At 65.6% G+C, this 15,138-nt stretch carries 15 protein-coding genes; 9 read left to right on the forward strand and 6 right to left on the reverse strand.

All coding sequences use genetic code 11. The annotated features are described in order from the left end of the window. Positions 1-28 precede the first annotated feature (28 nt). From CXY70_RS09330 to CXY70_RS09345, 4 genes are read right to left on the reverse strand one after another with little or no spacing between them, the layout of a single operon-like run. The gene (locus CXY70_RS09330) at positions 29-841 is read right to left on the reverse strand and encodes an ABC transporter ATP-binding protein (protein ID WP_104192193.1); all 813 of its coding nucleotides are present in this window, start codon (positions 839-841) and stop codon (positions 29-31) included. Positions 842-896: 55 nt separating this feature from the next. After that, positions 897-1,670, reverse strand: a complete 774-nt coding sequence (locus tag CXY70_RS09335) for an ABC transporter permease (RefSeq protein ID WP_104192089.1) — start codon at positions 1,668-1,670, stop codon at positions 897-899. Continuing rightward, positions 1,667-2,470, reverse strand: a complete 804-nt coding sequence (locus tag CXY70_RS09340) for an ABC transporter permease (protein WP_104192090.1) — start codon at positions 2,468-2,470, stop codon at positions 1,667-1,669. The genes CXY70_RS09335 and CXY70_RS09340 overlap by 4 nt, the downstream gene beginning before the upstream one ends. A 50-nt stretch (positions 2,471-2,520) precedes the next feature. Further along, positions 2,521-3,483, reverse strand: coding sequence for an ABC transporter substrate-binding protein (locus tag CXY70_RS09345; RefSeq protein WP_104192091.1), 963 nt, complete (start codon positions 3,481-3,483; stop codon positions 2,521-2,523). A 174-nt stretch (positions 3,484-3,657) separates the two neighbouring features. Here CXY70_RS09345 and CXY70_RS09350 point away from each other — a divergent pair, with 174 nt between their 5' ends. The 9 genes from CXY70_RS09350 to CXY70_RS09390 all read left to right on the forward strand — a co-directional run bounded on the left by CXY70_RS09350 (position 3,658) and on the right by CXY70_RS09390 (position 12,687). Beyond that, positions 3,658-4,470: an IclR family transcriptional regulator gene (locus tag CXY70_RS09350; protein ID WP_104192194.1), complete on the forward strand. Its 813-nt coding sequence runs from the start codon at positions 3,658-3,660 to the stop codon at positions 4,468-4,470. Positions 4,471-4,570: 100 nt separating this feature from the next. Continuing rightward, positions 4,571-5,752, forward strand: coding sequence for a 4-hydroxybenzoate 3-monooxygenase (locus CXY70_RS09355; RefSeq protein WP_104192092.1), 1,182 nt, complete (start codon positions 4,571-4,573; stop codon positions 5,750-5,752). A 17-nt stretch (positions 5,753-5,769) separates the two neighbouring features. Further along, positions 5,770-6,570, forward strand: coding sequence for a protocatechuate 3,4-dioxygenase subunit beta (gene pcaH / locus CXY70_RS09360; RefSeq protein ID WP_104192093.1), 801 nt, complete (start codon positions 5,770-5,772; stop codon positions 6,568-6,570). 59 nt (positions 6,571-6,629) lie between these two features. Then, complete coding sequence (gene pcaG, locus CXY70_RS09365; protein ID WP_104192094.1) at positions 6,630-7,244, forward strand: protocatechuate 3,4-dioxygenase subunit alpha; 615 nt, start codon at positions 6,630-6,632, stop codon at positions 7,242-7,244. Next, the gene (locus tag CXY70_RS09370) at positions 7,237-8,718 is read left to right on the forward strand and encodes a lyase family protein (protein WP_104192095.1); all 1,482 of its coding nucleotides are present in this window, start codon (positions 7,237-7,239) and stop codon (positions 8,716-8,718) included. The genes pcaG and CXY70_RS09370 overlap by 8 nt, the downstream gene beginning before the upstream one ends. Next, positions 8,715-9,992, forward strand: a complete 1,278-nt coding sequence (gene pcaC / locus CXY70_RS18670) for a 4-carboxymuconolactone decarboxylase (RefSeq protein WP_104192096.1) — start codon at positions 8,715-8,717, stop codon at positions 9,990-9,992. The genes CXY70_RS09370 and pcaC overlap by 4 nt, the downstream gene beginning before the upstream one ends. Positions 9,993-10,004: 12 nt before the next feature. Continuing rightward, on the forward strand, positions 10,005-10,799 hold the full coding sequence (locus CXY70_RS09380; RefSeq protein WP_104192097.1) for a CoA transferase subunit A: 795 nt from the start codon (positions 10,005-10,007) through the stop codon (positions 10,797-10,799). Then, complete coding sequence (locus tag CXY70_RS09385; RefSeq protein WP_104192098.1) at positions 10,799-11,473, forward strand: 3-oxoacid CoA-transferase subunit B; 675 nt, start codon at positions 10,799-10,801, stop codon at positions 11,471-11,473. Before CXY70_RS09380 ends, CXY70_RS09385 begins: the two co-directional genes overlap by 1 nt. Beyond that, positions 11,470-12,687 carry an acetyl-CoA C-acetyltransferase gene (locus CXY70_RS09390; protein ID WP_233205862.1) on the forward strand — a complete coding sequence of 406 codons (1,218 nt, stop codon included), beginning with the start codon at positions 11,470-11,472 and terminating at the stop codon, positions 12,685-12,687. The genes CXY70_RS09385 and CXY70_RS09390 overlap by 4 nt, the downstream gene beginning before the upstream one ends. Positions 12,688-12,867: 180 nt before the next feature. Here CXY70_RS09390 and CXY70_RS09395 read toward each other — a convergent pair whose 3' ends face one another. Together CXY70_RS09395 and CXY70_RS09400 are read right to left on the reverse strand one after the other, a co-directional pair. Beyond that, the gene (locus CXY70_RS09395) at positions 12,868-13,692 is read right to left on the reverse strand and encodes a hypothetical protein (RefSeq protein WP_146066100.1); all 825 of its coding nucleotides are present in this window, start codon (positions 13,690-13,692) and stop codon (positions 12,868-12,870) included. Between the two features lie 209 nt (positions 13,693-13,901). Then, entirely contained in the window at positions 13,902-15,125 is a 1,224-nt protein-coding gene (locus CXY70_RS09400; RefSeq protein WP_104192100.1) for an acyl-CoA dehydrogenase family protein, read from the reverse strand. Between the last annotated feature and the right edge of the window lie 13 nt (positions 15,126-15,138).

Consider the following 15,138-nt stretch of genomic DNA (forward strand, 5'->3'; position numbering starts at 1 on the left):
CGCCGGGGCATCCGCTTTACTACGGCAGCTACCTGAGCGACGCCCTGCGCTGCGCGGTGATCTGCTCGGTGACCGGGCCGAGCTTGGCGCGCTGGATCTCGGCGTAAACGTGCGAGCGTAGCTCCATGAAGCGCGGGAGGGCACGTGTGTTGAGCTGGTCGCGTTCGGCGGGCAGGTCGATTTTGAGGTCTTCCTGCACGACGGTGGGGGAGCTCGAGAGCACAATGACGCGCTCGCCGAGGTAGACCGACTCGTCGATGTCGTGGGTCACGAACAGAATGGTCACGCCGAGCTGCTTCCAGATGGTGCGGATGAGGTCTTCGAGGTCGGCGCGGGTCTGCGCATCGACGGCCGCGAACGGCTCATCCATCAGCAGCACCTGGGGGCGGTAAGCCACGGCGCGGGCGATGGCCACGCGCTGCTGCATGCCGCCCGACAGCTGCCAGGGATAGCTCTTGGGAACGTGGTCCAGCCCGACCGACTTGAGGGCGGCGTCGACGAGCGCGGCGCGTTCGGCTTTGGGAACCTTCTGGTTCTTCAGCGGCAGTTCCACGTTGGCGCGAACGGTCATCCAGGGAAAGAGGCTGCGGCCGTATTCCTGAAAGACGACGGCCATCGATTTGGGCGGGCCTGTGACCTTGCTGCCGTTCAGTTCGACTGTGCCGCTGGTCTGTTCCATCAGGCCGGAGATGCATTTGAGCAGGGTGGTCTTGCCCGAGCCGGAAGGGCCGACGAGGCAGACCAATTCACCCTCGGCGAGGTCGAATGTGAGGTCCCGCACGGCCTCGACATCGCCGCCGGGCACCTTGTAGATCTTCTGCAGGCCGCGCACCGAGAGCATCGGCACGGCCTGGATTGGCTGGACGGGCTGTACGGGCTGGTTCATGGTGGTCTCGCTAACTGTCATGAGTGATCTCCTTCAGACCGTGGTACCAATGCAGTACCCGTCGTTCGACGAATTGAAAGATGAGGGCCAGGCCCAGGCCGATCAGGCCGAGCACGACGATGCCGCTCCACATTTCGGGGATGGCGAAGTTGCGTTGAAACTGCACGATGGTGAAGCCAAGGCCAGAGGAGGAGGCGAACATCTCGCTGATCACCATCAGAATCAGGCCGATCGACAGCGACTGGCGCACGCCGGCCATGATCTGCGGGGTCACCGCGGGGAGCACGAAATAGCGGATGCGTGCGAAACCGGCAATGCCGTAGCTGCGGCAGCTGTCGTTCAGTACCGAGTCGACGGCGCGTACGCCCTCGACGGTGTTGAGTAGCACCGGCCAGATGGCGCCGGAGATAATGACGGCGACCTTCATGCCGTCGTTGATGCCGATGAGCAGCATGAGCAGCGGCACGAGCACGGGCGGCGGGATGGCGCGAAAGAATTCGAGCAGCGGTTCGAGCAGGTTGCGCAGCCAACGGGTGGAGCCGATGAGCAGGCCGAGCACGATGCCGAGGGCGATGGCGAAGAACAGGCCGACCGCGAGACGGCCGAGGCTCGGCAGAACGTCATCGAAGAAACGGTCGCCGATCCAAGTGGACCACAGGGTCTGGGCAAGTTCGATCGGCTTGGGTACGAAGAAGTTCGTGGAACCGAAGGAGAGCGCCCACCAGACAATGATGAGCAGAATGGGCAGGCCGACGAAGTAGGCGATGCGTTTGAGGGGACTCACAGGACGACCTCTCCTCTCACGGAAGGATGCCAGGACAGCACACGTTTTTCAATGATGCGAGCGGCGAGGTTGATGAGCACGCCGATCATGCCGGTCGCGAGCACGAGGGCATACATCGACGAGATTGCGCCGCCCGCCTGGGTGAGAGCGATCTGCTTGCCGAGGCCGGGGGTGCCGATGATGAGTTCGGCGGTGATCGCCAGAATCAGGGCGACGGCCGCGGCCAGGCGGAGCCCGGTCATCAGGTAGGGCAGGGCGGTGGGCCAGATCACGTAGCGCACCCGGGCGAGCCGTCCGAGGCCGTAACTCTTGGCGGTGTCGTTGGCGACGGCATCCACATCGGCAATGCCGTAGAGCAACTGCAGCAGCACTTGCCAAAAGGAGGCATAGACCACGAGCAGCAGGGTCGACTCGATGCTGGTGCCGAAGATCAGCACGGCGAGCGGGATGAGGGCGACTGAAGGGATCGGGCGCAGAAACTCGATCGTGGTGTGGGTGGCGCGGCGGAGAAACCGGCTGGAGCCGATGATGAGGCCAACGACAATCGCGGCGACCGTGGCGATGGCAAGGCCAAGAGCCCAGCTCATCATGGTGTCGGCGACGTCGTTCCAGAACGCGGCCTCGGTGAGGTACTCCCCGAGGCGCGCGAGCACCTCACTGGCCGGCGGCAGGTAGCGATCGCTGACCAGGCCGAGGCGGGGAGCGGCTTCCCAGATCAGGAAGAACAGGATAATTCCACCGATGCCCAGGCCCAAAGCTTTCGCTTTCAGCCCGGCAGCAGTGCTACGTTGTTTTCTCATTCTGGCAAGCCACTTCCTCGTGGTCGGTGCGATTCAAACGGATGCTTCGGTTACGGCAGGAACGTGGACACGTCGGGTGCGGTCTCGACCACGCCGTACTTGAGGGCCGCTTCGCCGAGGGCGGTGACGGCGTCCACGCTGAATTCGGTTGGGAACTTCGGGAGCACGATTTTCGCGAGCACCTCGGGCGGGGTCTTGGTGTAGGTCGCGATGATTGCGCGCACGGCGTCAGGGTTGGCCTCTGCATATTCGAGCGACTTCTTCATCGCGGCCTGAAACTTGGTGACGAGTTCTGTGTCGCCCTCAACGGTCGCGGCAGAGGAGAAGTACGCGGCCACGTCGAGGTTCAGGTCGAAGTCGGCGTAGCCGTAGGAGATGACGCGCTGGCCGCTTTCGATGGCGGCGGTGACGAACGGTTCGACGACGAAGGCTGCGTCGACCTGACCGTTTTCCACGGCTGCGCTGGCGTCGGGGAACGGAATTTCGACGAAGGAGATCGACGAGGAGTCGCCGCCGAGGCGGTCGATCGAGGCTCGCATGACCGTGTCGACAATGTTGTTCAGGCTGTTGCCCGAGACGGTCTTGCCGTCGAGGTCGGCGAGCGTTTCGACGGGGGAGTCGCCCTTGACGATGACAGCGCCGAAGTCGCTATCGACATCGCCGGTCGACGCGACGGCCGAGTTGACGACCTTGAGCGGCAGGCCCTTGTCGTTGGCGACCATGAGCGAGACCAGGTTGCTGAAGCCGAACTGGTAGTCGCCGCTGACGACGGCCGGCACGATCGCGGCACCGCCGGTCGCGGTCTCGATGGTGAGGTCGAGGCCTTCGTCTTCGAAGAAGCCCAGGTCCAGGCCCAGGTAGAGGGGAGCGGTATCGGCGATCGGGATGACACCCACCGTGACGGGCGTGAGGGCGTCACTCCCGGCGGGGGCAGTGGTGTCTGCGCCGGCCGAGCAGGCGCTGAGGGCGAGAACGGATGCCGCGGCAAATCCGATCACGAGCATTTTCTTCATGTTCACTCCATTGTGTGGTGGTGCGGATCGTGCTGCTGTGGGTGTTCGGGCGCTATCAGCCTGCGTCAGAAGGACTCATCGGCTCTGATTGGAGACTAGCCATGGATTTCACCCCTAAAACAGGCGCTTCCGTCCAGTGGAAGTTCTTGGCTGATCCCGGTAGCGTGGCGGATGATGAGCGGTAAACCAGCACAGAAAGTAACGAACGTCGACGCCGTGGCCGTCGACGATCGATCCGTCGCGTCCCGGCTCTTCGCCATTCTCGACGCATTTGCGGCTCCTGCCGGAGCGACCTCGCTCACCCTGACCCTGACAGCCATCGCTCAACGCGCTGGCCTGCCACTGTCGACCACGCACCGGCTCGTCGCCGAGTGGGTCAGCTGGGGCGGCCTGAGCAAGCACGAGAATGGCCAGTATTCGCTCGGCATGAAATTGTGGGAACTCGGCGTGCAGACCCCGACCGCCCGCAACCTGCGCACCATCGCGCTGCCATACCTCGAAGACCTCTATGAGACGACGCGCGAACACGTGCACCTCGCTATTCTCGACGGGCGCGACGCGCTGTATCTGGAGAAGCTCTCAGGCCATCACGTAGTGCGCCTGATTTCGCGGGTCGGTGCGCGCCTGCCGCTGCACTCGACCGGGGTCGGGCTGGTGCTGTTGGCCTATGCACCGACCGATGTGGTGCAGGAATATCTCGCCACGAGCCTGCAGCGCTTTCTGCCGCGCACGGTCACCGAGCCAGAGGCAGTGCGAAAGCGGCTCGCCGAGATTCGCTTGATGGGCATCGCCCGCATGTCCGAGGAGATGACGGCCGGCTCGAGTTCTCTGGCCGCCCCCATTCGCGACCGTACCGGCCAAGTCGTAGCGGCCGTATCCATCGTGACCCGCACCACCGACACGGTTGACCCGGAGCAGGAGCAAGCTGTGCGCCTGGCTGCGCAGGGGGTCAGTCGGGCGTTGGGATACCGGCGTGCTCAGCAGTGAAGGAGTGTCGACACTTTCACTGAGTGGAAACACTGCACCGTACCCGCGCGCAGCGCAGCACACTGGTCAGATCACCCTGTCATCGTTGCTAGGAGAACCTGTGCCCCACGAAATCACCCGCGTCGCCATCATCGGCGCCGGTCCAGCCGGCCTTCTTTTGAGCTGGGCGCTGCAGGGCGTCGGCATCGATTCGATCGTCATCGAAAACCGCTCGCAGGAATACGTGGTGGGCCGCATTCGAGCCGGCGTCCTGGAACAGGGATCGGTCGAAACCCTCGCCCGCCTAGGACTGGGTGACCGCCTCGCATCCGAGGGGCTGCAGCACGACGGAATCTTCCTGCAGTATGCGGGGGAGCGTCACAACGTGAACTTCAACGAGCTGATCGGCCGCACGGTCACCGTCTACGGCCAGCAGGAGGTTGTCAAGGACCTCGTCAGTGCACACGCCGCCGCCGGGTCGACGATCTACTACGAAGCCTCCGACGTGGCCGTCGATGGCCTGACCTCCAAGAACCCGAGCGTAACGTTCGTGCACGACGGCGAGGAGCACACTATCAACGCCGACTTCGTCGTGGGCGCCGACGGCTTCCACGGCATCTGCCGTGCGTCGATCCCCGCCGAAGAGATCACCCTGTTCGACCGCAGCTACCCCTACGCCTGGCTCGGCATTCTCGCCGACGTCGCACCGTCATCCGACGAGCTGATCTACGCCCTGCACGAGGACGGCTTCGCGATGCTCTCGATGCGCTCGCCGGTTGTCTCCCGGCTGTACCTGCAGGTCGACCCGGCCGACGATATTGTGAACTGGTCGGACGACCGCATCTGGGAGGCGCTGCACACCCGGCTGGGCACTCCCGGCTGGGCCCTGCAGGAAGGCCAGATCACCGACAAATCGATCACCCCGATGCGCAGCTTCGTCGCTTCCCGCCTCGCCTACGGCAGCCTGTTTCTGGTCGGAGACGCCGGCCACATCGTGCCGCCGACCGGCGCGAAGGGCCTCAATTCGGCCATCTCCGATGTCACCCAGCTCGCCGCGGCCTTCACCGCTTTCTACGCGAAGGACGAAACCCTACTCAGCAGTTACAGCGAGACGGCGCTGGCCCGGCAGTGGCGGGTGCAGCAGTTCTCCCGGTGGATGACCGAGATGTTGCACACCAGCCCGGGCGACCTGCAGACCGGCGCCTTCGACTACCGCAGCCAGCTCGGCCAGCTCGACTACGTTACTCATTCGCCACTCGCTGCGCGCATGCTCGCCGAGCAGTACACCGGCCTCCTGCTCTAACCGATATCGAGGACACAATGACCCAGAAAACACCACGCCCCGGCACCGGCTCGGCGAGCCAAAATGAAATCACTACCGAGATTGAAACGATCGAAGCGGATGCCGCCGCCCGCGTCGTCGCCGGCGGCTCGCCCGAGCTGCAGCCTCGCCGCGACTACGCTCCGTACCGCAGCTCCCTGCTGCGCCACCCTACCCACGAACTCGTGCGCGTCGACCCGGAGGAGGTGGAACGGGTCTCACCCGCCTTCGGCCATACGGATGTCAACGTGCTCGAAAGTGACCTCACCATTCAGCACGCCGGCGAACCGATCGGCGAGCGGATGACAGTGAGTGGCCGCGTGCTCGACGGCGAGGGCCGCCCGGTGCGCCGCCAGCTGATCGAACTCTGGCAGGCCAATGCCGGCGGACGCTACGTGCACAAACGCGATCAGCATCCGGCACCGCTCGATCCCAACTTCACCGGAGTCGGGCGTGCCATCACCGGCGAGAACGGCGAGTACTCCTTCACCACCATCAAGCCAGGCCCCTATCCGTGGAAGAACCACATGAATGCGTGGCGACCCGCGCACATCCACTTCTCGCTGTTCGGCACGGCGTTCACGCAACGCCTGATCACCCAGATGTATTTTCCCGGTGACCCGTTGTTCGCTCTCGACCCGATCTACCAGTCGATCGCCGATGCTGATGCCCGCGCCCGACTGGTTGGCACGTACGACCACAGCCTCAGCGTGCCCGAGTTCTCGCTTGGCTATAACTGGGACATCGTGCTCACCGGACCCAAATCAACCTGGATGGAAAGCGAAGAAGCCCATGACTGACCTCGTGCGCACCGGACTGATCCCGAGAGAATCCACCTGGATGGAAAGCGAAGAAGCCCATGACTGACCTCGCCGAAGTAGCTGCCGTCGTGCAGCCCCCCGCCCCGCAGAAGCGAGCACTGCAAACCCCGTCGCAGACCGTCGGCCCGTTCTACGGCTACGCCTTGCCCTATGCCGGTGGGCCAGAATTGGTTCCCGGGTATCATCCCCGCGCCATCCGCTTTCATGGCACCGTCACTGACGGCGCCGGCGAGCCAATTCTCGACGCCCTGCTCGAGATCTGGCAGGCCGACGAGAGCGGCGCGCTCAGTCGTTCCCGTGGCAGCCTCGACCGTGACGGTTTCACTTTCACCGGGTTCGGCCGTTGCGCCACCACGATCGCTGGCCACTACACCTTCACAACGCTCAAGCCCGGTGCGGCCGGCGCCGCTGCGCCGTACATTCTGGTGACCGTATTCGCCCGCGGAGTGACCCATCACCTGTTCACCCGCGCCTATTTCGCCGAGGATTCCGTGCTGCACCAGAGCGACGCCGTGCTCAGCAGCTTGCCGGCCGACCGTCGCGACACGCTCATCTGCGTGTCAGAGGGAATCGTCGGGGGAGCCGAGTCCTATCGCTTCGATATTCGGGTGCAGGGCGAGAACGAGACCGTTTTTCTGGATTTCGATGTCTAACTTCACGTTTGATGCCGGGCTGCTCAACCCTCTGAGCCAGGGTACTCGCGAGTCGGAGCTGACCAGCGATCAGGCCTGGCTGCAGGCAATGGTCGACGCCGAGCTCGCGCTCACCCGCGCGCTCGTCGATGCGGGACTAGCCCCCGAGTGGATGCTCGAGGTTTGCGACGCGCTCGCCGATGCGAGCCAGTTCGACCTCGGCGCGATCGCGCTTGAGGCACGCGGCGGCGGAAATCCGGTGATTCCGTTCGTGAAGCACCTGGGCCGCGCGGCCGAGAGGATCAGGGGCGGAGCTTCTGACCACATTCACGTCGGAGCAACCAGCCAGGACATTCTCGACACGGCCGCCATGATCGTGGCCCACCGGGTCACGTGCGAGCTGATTTATCAGCTCGATTCCCTAGGCGCCACCCTCGCCGACCTCGCCGATGAACACCGCGGCACCGTGATGAGCGGCCGCACCCTGGGCCAGCAGGCCTCGCCGACAAGCTTCGGCTTCGTCGCAGCCAGCTGGCTCGACGCCGTACTGTTGATTGTTTCCCGCCTGGACAATTTTCGCGATACCCTTCCGGTTCAACTCGGCGGAGCGGTCGGCAACCTCGCCGTACTCACCGAGATCGCCCGGGCGCGGCGCAGTGACGCCCCCAGCACCGAGGTGCTCCGCCTGGTGCTTGATCGGTTTGCCCACCACGTGGGACTGGTCGTACCGCGCCTCAGCTGGCACACGAACCGTGTCGTCGTCTCCGAGCTGGCCTCGGTGTTCGCCGCTGCGACCGGCGTCGCCGGCACCTTCGCGCTCGACGTGTCGGTGCTCTCCCGTACCGAAATCGCCGAGGTCAGCGAACGTCTCGCTCCCGGCCAGGGCGGATCCAGCGCCATGCCGCACAAACGCAACCCGGTGTCGGCCGTGCTGATCACGGCGGCGGCGTTGCAGACGCCGGGTCTCGCATCCACTCTCTACGGCAGCATGCTGGCCGAAGACCAGCGTCCGAGCGGGGCCTGGCATGCCGAATGGCAGGCGCTGCGGGTGCTCGAACGGCTCACGATTTCGGCTGTGACCGGCGCTGCGTCGCTCGCCGCCCGCCTCGACGTCGATCCGGATCGTATGCGGGCCAACCTCGACCTCACCGACGGACTCGTGTTCAGTGAGCGGGTCACCACAATTCTGGCGGAAACCGTCGGTAAGACCACCGCGTTCGCGCTGGTCGAACGTGCCTCGCAGGAAGCCTTCGTCACCAACCGCCCGCTGCAGGTGGTGCTTGCGAGCATCCTGATCGCCGAGGGCTGTTCCGATGCGCTGCGTGCGCAGATTTGGGCGGCCTTCGACTATGAGGGCCAGCCGGGCCAGTCGGCGGCCGGCATCGACCGCGTTGTGCGCAGCTTTCGCCAGCGAGCGGATGCGTCGGCCGTATTGGGGGCAGTCGATACCGTTGAAAAAGCCACCCTCTCTTCCAGCGACGTGAGGACCTCATGAGCCAGCCCGTCATCCTCTGCACTGTCGAGCCGGCGCGAAACGGTGACGCCAACGCACCGCTCATCGTGCTCGGCCCCTCGCTCGGTACCACTACCGATCTCTGGGCGAGCGTCGTGCCTCTGCTGGCCGCCAGCCACCGGGTGCTCTGTTTCAACCTGCCCGGTCACGGTTTCAGCCCGACGACTTCTGCAGCATTCACGATCGACCAGATCGCCGACGCCGTCGTCGGTCTGGTCGACTCGATCAAGGTCGGTGCCTTTCATTACGCCGGAATCTCGCTCGGCGGCGCCATCGGTCTCGCCCTCGCGGTCAACCACCCCGGGCGCCTGGCAAGCCTCGCGGTGTTCTGCTCGGGCGCGAAAATCGGCACGACGCAAGGCTGGATCGACCGCGCTGCCGGGGTGCGGGCGAGCGGCACTCCCTCGCTCGTGGCGGGCAGCGCGGCACGTTGGTTCGCCCCCGATTTTCTCGGCCGCGACCCCAAAGCTGGAGCGCAGGCGCTCAACCAACTGCTCGACGTCGACGACGAGTCCTACGCGTTGGCGTGCGAGGCGCTCGCCCGTTTCGACCAAACGGATGCCGTCGGCGGTATCCGCACGCCGGTGCTGTGCGTTTCGGGCGAGTTCGATACCGTGACGCCGAGCACGCAGCTGCAGGAGCTCGCGGCGCGCATCCCCGGAGCTTTTGCGACAGTGATCGCCGGTGCCGCGCACTTGCCGTCGCTCGAACGCCCGGCCGAGGTCGGCACGCTGCTGGGCGAGTGGGTGGCCGGCGCCTCGGCCGGCGCTGGAACGGGCAGGTCCGGTGCGGCGGCGGCCGCCGTGACCGCGGCTCCGGCGGCGCTTTCGGCTGACCGCACCGCGGCATCCGCTTATGCCGACGGCATGCTCGTGCGCCGGGCGGTCCTCGGCGATAAGCACGTTGACGCGGCGTCCGCCGCGATCACCCCCGAAACCGCTGTCTTTCAAGATTTCATCACCCGCTACGCCTGGGGTGAGATCTGGACGCGACCGGGCCTTGACCGGCGCACTCGCAGTTTTCTCACCATCGCCGCGCTCGTCACCGGCGGGCACGAGGGCGAACTCGCCATGCACGTGCGAGCCGCCCTGACCAACGGCCTGAGCCGGGCCGAGATCAGCGAAGCCATACTGCATACCGCCATCTACGCGGGCGTTCCGGCCGCCAATGCCGCGTTCGCCGTAGCCCGCGAAGTCTTCTCCGGGCTCGATGCGGCTTCTGAAACTTTCCACGACACCGCCATTCGGCCGAGTTAGAGGACAAACACCATGGACAAGACCTACCCCTCAGCCGCGGCCGCCGTCGCCGATATCCCCGACGGAGCCTCGCTCGCCGTCGGCGGGTTCGGACTGGTCGGCGTGCCGATCGTACTCATTCGCGCCCTGCTCGCTCTTGGCAGCACCAACCTGCAGGTTGCGTCGAACAATTGCGGCGTCGACGGCTGGGGGCTCGGCGAGCTGCTCCGCGAAGGGCGAATCAGCCGCGTCATCGCCTCCTACATCGGCGAGAACAAGGACTTCGCGCGCCGCTACCTCGGCGGGGAACTCGAGGTCGAGCTCACCCCGCAAGGTACCCTAGCGGAGCGGCTGCGGGCTGGCGGCACCGGAATTCCGGCGTTCTTCACCGCTAGTGGCGTCGGCACCATGGTCGCCGACGGCGGACTGCCCTGGCGCTACGGCCCGGGCGGCGAGGTGACGGTGTCATCCCCGCCGAAAGAAACCCGCCGGTTCTCCTCGCTCGGCAGCGAGAAAGAATACGTGCTCGAAGAGGCCATCGTCACCGATTACGCCCTCGTGCGCGCCGTCAGGGGCGACCGGCACGGCAACCTCGTGTTTGAAAAATCCGCCCGCAACTTCAACCCGGTGGCCGGCATGGCCGGCCGAATCACTATCGCCGAGGTCGACGAGCTGGTCGAACCCGGGCAGATCGACCCCGATCAGGTGCACCTCGCCGGCATCTATGTGAACCGCATCGTGCAGCTCGGCGCGGTGGACGCCGCCGACCTGCCGATCGAGAAGACCACGACGCGGCCGCGGCCGGCAACAGAAGTAGGAGCGAACTGATGGCCCTCACCCGTAACGAAATGGCGGCCCGCGCCGCGCAGGAGCTCTCGCCCGACTCGTATGTCAATTTGGGAATCGGTCTGCCGACGCTCATTCCGAATTTCCTGCCCGAGGGAGTGCATGTCGTGCTGCACTCCGAGAACGGGGTGCTCGGCGTTGGACCCTACCCTTGGGAGGGCGAAGCCGACCCCAAGTTGATCAACGCCGGCAAGGAGACCGTCACCGTTAATCCGGGCGCCGCGTACTTCGATTCGGCGCAGAGCTTTGGCATGATCCGCGGCGGCCTCATCGACGTTGCCGTGCTCGGTGCCATGCAGGTCAGTGTCGTCGGCGACATCGCCAACTGGGCGGTGCCCGGAAAGATGATCAAGGGTATGGGCGGCGCGATGGACCTGGTGCACGGCGCCGACACCGTTATCGTCGTGATGGAACACGTTACCAAGGCCGGCGACTTCAAGATCAAGAAGGTCTGCGATCTGCCGCTCACCGGCAAGGCCGTCGTCACCCGTATCATCACCGATCTTGCCGTGATCGATGTCACTCCCGACGGGCTCGTGCTGCGCGAGGTCGCGCCCGGCATAACCGTCGACGAAGTGCAGGCCGCCACCGAAGCGACGCTGCTCGTTCCTTCGCCGCCGACCACCATCACGACGCTGGTCGGGGCAAACGAATGACCGCGCTGCGCCAGGTCGTCATCTGCGAACCGCTCCGCACGCCGATCGGTCGGTTCGGTGGCGCGTTCAAAACCGTCGCGCCGGCCGACCTTGCCGCGGCGGTTATCGCCGCGCTGATCGAACGCACAGGGCTCGACGGCGCCCTCGTCGACGACGTCATCTTCGGGCAGGCCTACCCTTCGGCCGAGGCAGCGCCGGTCGCTCGCGTCGCCGCCCTCAACGCGGGGCTCCCCGTCACCGTCGGCGGGGTGCAGGTCGACCGCCGCTGCGGCAGTGGACTGCAGGCCATCCTCGATGCGGCGATGCAGGTGCAGACCGGCGTGAGCGACTTGGCTCTCGCCGGCGGCGTGGATGTCATGAGCCAGGCCCCGCTGTACACGGTCGATTCCCGCTGGGGCCTGGCCGGAACCGCTGGCGTGCTGCTGCGCGACGCCCTCGGCCGTGGCCGCGAAACTGCTGGCGGCCGCCGTTATCCGGTGCCTGGCGGAATGCTCGAAACCGCTGAGAACCTGCGCCGTGACTACTCCCTCGATCGGGTCGAACAAGACGAGCTCGCCGCCCGGTCCCAGCGCCGTGCCCTCGCTGCCGTCGCCGACGGCCGTTTCCTCGAGGAAATCGTGCCGGTTACCGTGCCCGGCCGCAAGGGTCCCGTCGTCGTCTCGGTCGACGAGACCCCGCGCGAAACCACGCTCGAGGCGTTGGCCGGCCTCACCCCGATCATGGGCAAAGCGGATGCCGCCGCCACCGTCACCGCCGGCAACGCCAGCGGCCAGAACGACGCGGCCGCCGCCTGCATCGTGACCACCCCGGAGCGCGCGGCCGAGCTCGGCCTGACCCCAATTGTGCGCCTCGTCTCCTGGGCGCGGGCGGGCGTCGAGCCCTCCCGCATGGGCCTCGGCCCGGTACCGGCGACGAAGCTCGCGCTCGAACGCGCCGGGCTTACCCTCGCTGATATGGACCTGATCGAGCTCAACGAGGCCTTCGCCGCGCAGGTACTCGCCGTCAGCCGGGAGTGGAACTTCACCCCGCAAGATTGGGCCCGCACCAACGTCAACGGCTCCGGCATTTCCCTTGGCCATCCGGTCGGCGCGACCGGCGCCCGCATCCTCGCTACCGCGAGCCGGCACCTGCAGCGCACCGAAGGTCGCTACCTGCTCGAAACCATGTGCATCGGCGGCGGGCAGGGGCTCGCGGCGATCTTCGAGCGCGCGTAAAAGCATCCGTTTCGCTGGCACCCCGCTGCCGTCCGAACCCCGCCTTCGCCGACCCGTGAGTTTCACCCGCCGAGCCGTGAGTTTCGGCCCGAAAATCGCTAGAAATGGCTTGAGACTCACGGCTCGGTGAACGACGGGGGCCGAAACTCACGGCTCGGCGAGCGGATGCGGCCGCGCGGGCTACCAGCGCGCACCGCGTTCGGTCAGGGCTGCCCGCACTCGACGCAGAAGTTCGCGGCCACCGTCTTTCAAGTCGTCGTCGGTGATGCGCACCATGCGCCAGCCCTGGTCTTCGACGCGTTCGCGGCGGGTGATATCCACGCGGAACTGACGCGGATCGCTGCGGTGCCCATCGCCCTCGTACTCGAGGCAGACTCGAAGACGCGGCCAGGCCAGGTCGACCCGGGCTACGAAGACGCCGGTTGAATCACGGATCTCGAAGTTGACCACCGGTTCTGGCATCCCAGCATCCACGAGGAACAGACGTGTCTTGGTCTCCTGCGGCGAGTCGACCGCCACCCGCGTGAGACCCGCAGCTTCGCGCAGGGCGCGGCATCCGCGTCGCCCGATCAGGCGCGCCGCGACGGCGCGAAGTTCGTCGGGCGTGTGCCAGGGGTTGCGGCCGCTGCACAGAAAGTCCGCCACGGCAACGAGTTCAACCCGTGTCAGTATCGGGCCGAGGTCGATCCAGGTCTGCAAGAGGCTGGTCACGGGAAAGCCATGCACCCGCGTGATACCGCCGGCCACACCCTCATGTCCGATGATGCCCACCATCTGTGGTGCCCTCGTGCCCGCTGGCACCGAGATGTGCAACCGACGATCCGATTCCAGACGACGAGGTAACCAGATCCCATGAATCATGGCCGCCGTCGCGTGACTGAAGACGTGGGTGGACGGCATCCGTTTGGAATAAGCCCTGGCCAGCTCGAGACTGGACGCCGGATGCTCTTGGTTCGTCCGCAATCGACGAAACGACAGGGCTGCGCGTGCAGGCGTGCTGGGCATGCAGCGATCATGACGGCAATCGCCCTCGCGCATATGTGTTATCCACAGGCAACCCGAGACGGTGCAAAGCGCTATGCATCGCTCGCCGACCCGTGAGTTTCACTTGCCGACCCGTAAGTATTAGCCCGAAAATGGGGCGAAAGTCACGGCTCGGTGAAGGCAACGACTGAAAACTCACGGCTTGGTGAGCGGATGGCGGACGACCAACGCTACTGGAACGCGGAGATGCCCGTGATGGCGCGGCCGACGACGAGAGTATTGATTTCGTAGCTACCCTCGTAGGTGTAGAGCGCCTCGGCGTCGGCGAAGATGCGGGCCATGCCCCAGGAGGTGGAGATACCGTTGCCGCCGAGCACCGAGCGACCAAGCGCCACGGATTCCCGCATGCGGGTGCTGGCGGAGGCCTTGGCCATGGCCGCGTGCTCGGGCCGCAGCGTGCCAGTCTGTTGCAGCTGGGCGATGCGCACCATCGTGCCGAGGGAGGTCGTCGCGTTTTCCAGCATGCGCACGAGCTTTTCCTGCACCAGCTGGAACGAAGCGATCGGCTTGCCGAACTGCTGGCGGTCGAGGGCATAGCGTAAAGCACAGTCGTAGGCAGCGAACTGCAGCCCCACGGTCTGCCAGCCGACCCAGACTCGGGAATTGGTGAGCAGTCGGTTGGTGTCGCGAAAGCTGGTGGCTCCGGGCAGGCGGTCACGTTCAGCGACCACGACGTTCTCCAGGGTGATGGTGGCGTTCTGCACGATGCGCAACGCGATCTTGTTCTCGATCTTTTCGGCCGTGAACCCGTCCAGGGCCGCGCTGACGATGAAACCCTTGATCTGGTCGTCGGCGGTGTCCCGCGCCCAGACCAGAACGTTGGAGGCGAAGGTTCCGCTGCCGATCCAGCGTTTGACGCCGTTCAGCGTCCACGAGTCGCCGGAGCGGGTCGCGGTCGTTTCCATATTGCGGGAGACGTCGGAGCCGTGCTCCGGTTCGGTGAGCGCGAATGCACCGATCTTGCGCAGGGAGATGGCGTCGTCCAGGTACCGTTCGCGCTGGTCATCGGTGCCTAACTGGGCGATGGCCGCTGCGAACAAGCCGCTGTGCACCCCGACGAACGTGGAAATCGAGGCATCCACTCGTGAAAGTTCAAGGGTCATGAACCCGTGCAGCAGAAAATTGTTGCCGCGCGCGCAGAGTTCAACCAGGTTCAAGGCCGTTAGCGCGGGGACGATTTCGAACGGGAAGGTCGCGTTGTTCCAGTGCTCCGCGACGACCGGGCGCACGTCGCGTTCGAACACCGCGCGGGCCTGGGCCACGAGCTGGCGCTCCTCGGGTGTGAGCAGGTCTTCGTAAGAGAAGAAGTCGGTCGTGGAACCGGTGAAGAACTCGGGGGTGGCCGCATCCGCTGCGGTGCTGCCGATTTCCGGGCTGTCAATGACGGTGCTCATGGCGGGTCCTCTC

This window comes from Cryobacterium sp. Y82, assembly GCF_002929495.1.
Taxonomy (GTDB): domain Bacteria; phylum Actinomycetota; class Actinomycetes; order Actinomycetales; family Microbacteriaceae; genus Cryobacterium; species Cryobacterium serini.